Origin of the sequence: Blautia sp. AF14-40, from assembly GCF_003479665.1 — a bacterium.
Taxonomy (GTDB): Bacteria; Bacillota; Clostridia; order Lachnospirales; family Lachnospiraceae; genus Fusicatenibacter; species Fusicatenibacter saccharivorans.
The window spans coordinates 21,131-27,357 of the sequence record NZ_QUHK01000031.1 but is presented as its reverse complement, the minus strand read 5'-3'; the positions used below and the strand labels follow the sequence as shown (position 1 = coordinate 27,357).

Below are 6,227 nucleotides of genomic sequence, written 5' to 3'. Positions count from 1 at the left end.
TTTCTTTTGTGCAATATTTTGGATTTGCTCATTTATAGTTTTTAAAATTAATTTGTCTTTTCGGTAAAAACAGATAATGCCGCCATACCATGGAAATCCCGCTTCGATCGTGGCTTTCACATCTCCATTGGTAATTGTGGCAAAATCTTCGTTTCCCTCTATGATACAGTTGTCTTCCGTCGCAGGCGGAAGTAAGGTCCAGTTTTCATCCGAGATACAGGCATTTCTGGTCGCTCTGGTTCGCAGACAGTTCCTGCCGTATGCTTCAATGACTACCAGTTCGTCTCTTCTCTGAAAGATCAATCGATTCTGTTCTAACACTATTTTTCCCATGCATACACCTCTCTTGAAATTCATCTTATTTGTAACAGCATTGGATTTCTGTTAATTTATTATAGCAATGATGACTTTTGATGGCTTGATTTTTCTTGATAAAAACTAACACAATCTTGATGTGTTAAAAAATTCGTGATATGGTTTTTGTAATATGAATTCCGGGGAGAAGATTTTATGAATTCTTATACCAATGACTCTTTTTATGAAAATATGTCACATCAGACAGAAGCGGCTCCGTATTCGGTTCACTATACCGAGGCGGCCGTGGATCATGAACCGGTGTTATATCTCCATTGGCATCATGAAATGGAGTTTTTAGTGCTGGTACAGGGAGAAATCACCGTTCATATGGAAGATCGATCGTATGTCCTGCAGGCGGGAGATGGGATTTTTATTCCGCCTGGGCTGCTTCATTACGCCAATAGTCGGTCAGAAATCCCGCCGGCGTTTTATGCTTTTGTTTTATCGCCGATGTTCTTGTTCCCAGAGTCTGAAACGTACAGTTATAACACCTATGTACTGCCGGTGCTGCATAATAATCTGGCTTTCGCGACGGTTTTGACGGAGGGGATTGACTGGCAGAAAGAGATTCTTACATATTTAAACCAGATCATTCAAAACCAGGAGGCAGGAGAACTCTATATGAGGGGAACCTCTTTATTGATATGGGATAAGCTTTTTCATCACCACATATCCAAAATCGGAGGAAAGAAAGCATTTTATGTAAATGCCGATCAGTTATCGGATTCCCTTGTTTATATACACAAAAACTATCATCAGAATATCACTTTGGAAGAATTGGCAGAATATGCCCATTTGAGTGAAGGGCAGTTCTGTCGTTCCTTTAAGGAATTAACAGGAATGACACCGTTTCGTTATTTGATACGATATCGTATCCTGCAAAGCTGCAATCAATTGCTTTTGACAGACAAAAAAGTAACAGAAATCGCTCTTTCCTGTGGATTCAACAATATCAGTTACTACAACCGGGCATTTTTTAAGATCATGAGGATGACGCCCACAGAATATCGCAAAACGACAGAAAAAAATAGTACTTTCATCATTTAAGAACATTCAGCAACAAATGGGAGCAGGTTAGCAAGTGATAAGAAGAAAAAAAAGAAGAAAAAAGTTACACTTTAGATAAAATCATGTGGGAGATGCTAAAAGACAAGGGGGAAATGCGTTTGGGATGAAAACAGGAAAAAACAAAAAGTGGATGTTGATCATTTTGCCAGCGGCGGTTGCGATGCTCTTTGGCGTATTTGCGGAACAGATGACGAAAGGAGAGTCTGAAACATCACAAAAAGAATCGGAGACGGTAGAAAGGGTGGAAATCATGCAGGAAGAATCAGAAACCAACACAGGAAAATATGCAGATACCAGTTCTTATGAGGAACTGGATGAACTTTATAAAGAATATTTTATGCTGGGAACCGGCTGTGAAGCCATTGACCATTGGAACAATCAGCTTGCAGAAATCGGTAATCCGGAGAAAGAAGCATTAATCAGCAGAATGTATAACAGTATTACGTTTGGCAATGAATTCAAACCGGCTTACAATTTTGATGCCTCATCGGAAACGTTGTTTACCGTTGATTTTGCGGCGGAGGAATTATTGGATTGGGCCAAAGAAAATGGAGTAAAAGTCCGTGGACATGTACTTGTGTGGCATGCACAGGTCAATCCATCTATTTTTGCAAAAGATTTTAAAGCATATTCTGGTGGAAACCTGACGGTTAGCGATACAGATGTTCTGGATGAAGATTGTCTGGTGAGCCGTGAAGTTTTGCTGGAAAGGTTAAAAACTTATATATATGGAGTATTGGAGTACACTTATCGGAATGGGTATGCTGATATTATTTATGCATGGGATGTGGTAAACGAAGCATGCGATGAGAGTCAGCCGGATGGTTTGCGCAATAGTTACTGGTATCAGATTATAGGGCCGGACTATCTGTATTACTGCTTTTTATACGCAAGAGAAGCAGAAGTTCTGTATTCCAATCAGTATGCTTCCCTTTATGGATTGAATCCGGAAACGGATGATCTGTCTTCTATTCAGCCAAAACTGTTTTATAACGACTATAATGAATGGGTGGTTTCCCGTAGCGATGCAATTGTACATTTTCTGACGGAAGAACCATGGAATGAAAATCATGAAAAAGTTACCAGTCCGGTGATTCACCCGGATGGAGATGGAACCATATATGGAGATGGTCTAATCGATGGAATTGGAATGCAGGGTCATCTGGATGACACGCAGAATATTGAACAGTATATGACTGCGCTGGAAAAGTATGATGCAGCTGTGGATGAAATACATATCACGGAGCTGGATGTCGGTTGTACAGGAAGTGACGCAAATGCAGAATTCTACCAGGCAAAGTTCTACTATGATTTTTTTGCAAGGTTGATAGAGGAAGTAAAAGGTGGGGTAAATCTTACATCCGTCACAATATGGGGATTGACCGATGACGCATCCTGGAGAACTGATGTAAATCCGTTGCTTTTCAATGGTGACTTGTCAAAGAAACCCGCTTTTGAAGCGATGGTTATGGCCGGAAAAGGTGAGGAGTTCTCATTGACAGCGGTTAAGCTCGCTGTTAACGCAAAAGATATGCATGTTTCTTTTGAACCCTATGTGGAGGACGGTAAAACGAAAACAGTAACGCCGCAGAGCGTAGGGGTTTACAGCCGTGGAACAGGACATCAGTCGGTCATTACAATGGTAAATACAGAAAATCATACAGAAGATGCCGTAATAGGATATGCTCTTAAAATAAGCAGAAGCGAACAGGATGCATCCATGAAGATGGATCTGTCTTCTTATATTGGCAGAACTGTGAAAATAACAGCATTTGTTAAAACACAGGATAAAAAGATCCGAATGGGATTAGATACAACGGTATCCGAACAGCTCATAGAAAAAAATGCTTCGGATGATTGGGTGGAAGTATCGGCAGAGTGCACGATTCCGGAGGATTTAAATTCAGCAAATCTTTATCTGGAAACGGACGGAAGCGCTGATTTTTATGTGGATGATATTGATATTTCTGTTGTTTCTCAGAATGCGGCAGGTGCTGAGAACAACGTATAACTGGTACGGGATTCCTATGAAAGAATTATGCAGTATATAGAGAGGAGATAACTATGAATAATACAGGAAATCAGGAAATAAATCCTATCACCCGTTTGGATTATCCGGATCCGGATGTCATCAGGGTCGATAATACTTACTATATGGTCAGCACAACGATGCACTTTATGCCTGGATGTGAAATTCTGCGGTCTTACGATTTGGTAAACTGGGAGCATGCATCCTATGTCTATGATGTATTGGATTCCACTCCGGGACAGAAAATAGAAGGGGAGGAAAATATATACGGACAGGGAATGTGGGCGGCTTCCCTGCGTTATCATAAAGGAATCTTTTATGTGTGTTTTGTGGCAAATGATACCGGGAAAACATACATTTATTCAGCGCCTTCTATCGAAGGACCGTGGAAAAAGAGTTATATCAAGGGCTTTTATCATGACTGTTCCATTTTGTTTGATGATGATGACAGAGTCTACATAGCATCGGGAAACAAATACATTCGTCTGCAGGAATTGGATGCGGATTTGAGCGGTCCGAAAGAAGGCGGTATCGACAGAATTGTTGTCAAGGACGAAGGACATCCCGGCCTTGGTTATGAAGGTACTCATTTTTATAAAATAAACGGTAAATACTATCTGTTCTTTATTCACTCTCTGAGAAAAGAGTGGAAACGGGTGGAGGCATGTTTCGTGTCGGATTCTCTGGAAGGAGAATTCACAGGCGGCGATGTGCTGAATGATGATATGGGATATTGTAATCAGGGAGTTGCCCAGGGAGGAATTGTAGACACTCCGGATGGGAAATGGTATGCAGTGTTGTTTCAGGACAGAGGGGCAGTGGGGCGTATTCCGGTACTGGTTCCGATCCGATGGGAAGAGGATTATCCGGTGTTTGGTGTGGACGGAAAAGTACCGGCTGATTTTGAAACGGTAAGTACCAGACCGGGATATGAATATCTTCCTTTGGTACAGAGTGATGATTTTAAGGGCGGTTTCTCTGTGGATGGAGAGGTAAAGGCATCCGGAAGAATGACGAAACAGTATGATTATGACAGTTTTGGGTTGAAAAGCTGCTGGCAGATCAACCATGAACCGGATTTGTCTCTGATCAAAAGAGATTTCGAGACTGGAACAGTGGAAATTACCACGGATAAGCTCTGCAAAAATGTAACACAGGCGAAAAATACCCTGACGCAGAGAATGCGTTTTCCGGGCTGTGTTGGGGAGGTAACGGTAGATGCTTCTTTGCTGAAAGACGGTGATTATGCAGGACTTTGTGCATTACAGGGATGTTACGGTCTTGTGGCTGTCACAAAGAAGAACGGAAAATTGTTTGCAGTAATGAAGAACCGCCCGGCGGATAACGCATCTCTGCAGGGAATGGAGAAGGACACGCAGGCAGGCATTCTGCAGGAAGAAGTGGAAATCCATACAGATCACGTGAAATTCAGGGTGGAAGCAGAATTTGAAAACATGAAAGATGAAGCAAGATTCTATTATGATGCAGGAGAAGGTTGGAAACAGATAGGAATCAGCCAGAAGCTGTATTTCAAGATGGATCATTTTACCGGCTGTCGGTTTGGATTGTTCATATACGCTACAAAGGAAATTGGAGGCAGTGCGGGATTTTCTGAATTTATATACAGATAATACTTGTCGAATGGAAAACAAAAGATACACAGGAATGAATTTTTAAATGCACTGCGGTCGTAAAATAAAACACCCCCAAACATCTGCACAAGCGGCAGGGTTTGGGGGTGTTTTGCTTTATGGGTTATGAAAAGTATGTTCTTTGGAACGATACTCGCTGGGAGTGCAGCTTTTGTGCTGCTTGAAGAGCCGGTTAAAAGTGGAGATACTGGGAAATCCTGCCTGGATAGCAACCTCGGTAATGGAGAGGTCAGCGTTGGCCAGAAGTTCTTCAGCGGCTTTGATGCGTCTGTAACATAAGTAGTCTCCAAAAGTGAAATTAGTATATTGCTTAAACAGTCTGGAGAAATGATATTTACTAAAACCGACAGATTTGGCAACGGTCTCAAGATCTAAATTTTCCGTATAATGCGTGTCTATGTAGGTCATGAGAGCGTTGAATTTCTGTATATATTCTTTCTGTTTATCTAATTGAACCTTTGGAAACAAAGCTTCTGCGTTGATGCGATTGTAGGCAAATTTGACAAAGAAATTGATAAGCAGAGAGTAAATGATCAGTTCGCTGTATTCTTTTTGGCTGAAATATTCGTTGCACATCTGCGTAAGCAACTGGTATATGTCGTTGTAAATTTTAGGATAAGTTTCGGGAGTGACATAAAGCGGCTGCGCCAGGAGGGACTGAATGCCGGAGAAACTTTTCAGTTTGGTAATTAAAGTGATGTCAAACAGGAAAACGAATCGTTTCCCCTCGTTCGGAGCAATCAGTTCGTGGAGTTCGCCGGGAGGAATTACTAAAATTTCACCAGGCAGCAGGTGATAGCTGCTGTCGTTAACGATGACATCGTAGTAATTTTCAACCGGCATCAGAATTTCCATGGCGGTATGCCAGTGGGAAGGGAAGTCCGCCGATTGTTCATTGAACCAGATGCGTATAGTAGTAGCGTTATGGAATTCTACTTCTTCCTGATCTATTGTGAAATATCTGGAACCGGTAAAATCGCTGTTGATACTGTATAGATCTAAATGATTTCCGTTAAAAAGTTTCGTCATACTTCCTCCTATAATAGCAAAATAAGAATAATTAAATTTTGCGTTTTTTGGCGCTCGCCTAATTTGGTGAATATTATAAATAAAGCACAAAA

At 41.3% G+C, this 6,227-nt stretch carries 4 protein-coding genes and 1 pseudogene; 3 read left to right on the top strand and 2 right to left on the bottom strand.

Annotated elements, in window-relative coordinates:
• A pseudogene (locus tag DWW13_RS15635) lies at positions 1-333 on the bottom strand (hypothetical protein); the annotation flags it as partial.
• A 267-nt stretch (positions 334-600) separates the two neighbouring features.
• Between DWW13_RS15635 and DWW13_RS15630 the strand changes: the two are divergent.
• From DWW13_RS15630 to DWW13_RS15620, 3 genes are all read left to right on the top strand, one after another.
• On the top strand, positions 601-1,404 hold the full coding sequence (locus DWW13_RS15630; RefSeq protein ID WP_158568593.1) for an AraC family transcriptional regulator: 804 nt from the start codon (positions 601-603) through the stop codon (positions 1,402-1,404).
• A gap of 124 nt (positions 1,405-1,528) precedes the next feature.
• Positions 1,529-3,436 (top strand): endo-1,4-beta-xylanase, encoded by a 1,908-nt coding sequence (locus tag DWW13_RS15625; RefSeq protein WP_117762241.1) that lies wholly within the window; start codon positions 1,529-1,531, stop codon positions 3,434-3,436.
• Positions 3,437-3,489: 53 nt separating this feature from the next.
• On the top strand, positions 3,490-5,085 hold the full coding sequence (locus DWW13_RS15620) for a glycoside hydrolase family 43 protein (protein ID WP_117762240.1): 1,596 nt from the start codon (positions 3,490-3,492) through the stop codon (positions 5,083-5,085).
• A 117-nt stretch (positions 5,086-5,202) separates the two neighbouring features.
• On the opposite strand, the gene DWW13_RS15615 is transcribed toward DWW13_RS15620, so the two are convergent.
• Complete coding sequence (locus DWW13_RS15615) at positions 5,203-6,135, bottom strand: helix-turn-helix transcriptional regulator (RefSeq protein WP_118596000.1); 933 nt, start codon at positions 6,133-6,135, stop codon at positions 5,203-5,205.
• Positions 6,136-6,227 lie beyond the last annotated feature (92 nt).

Excerpts from the sequence above, each read along its gene's own strand:
- DWW13_RS15615 (WP_118596000.1), bottom strand. The coding sequence starts at position 6,135 with ATGACGAAACTTTTTAACGGAAATCATTTAGATCTATACAGTATCAAC.
- DWW13_RS15620 (WP_117762240.1), top strand. The coding sequence starts at position 3,490 with ATGAATAATACAGGAAATCAGGAAATAAATCCTATCACCCGTTTGGAT.
- DWW13_RS15625 (WP_117762241.1), top strand. The coding sequence starts at position 1,529 with ATGAAAACAGGAAAAAACAAAAAGTGGATGTTGATCATTTTGCCAGCG.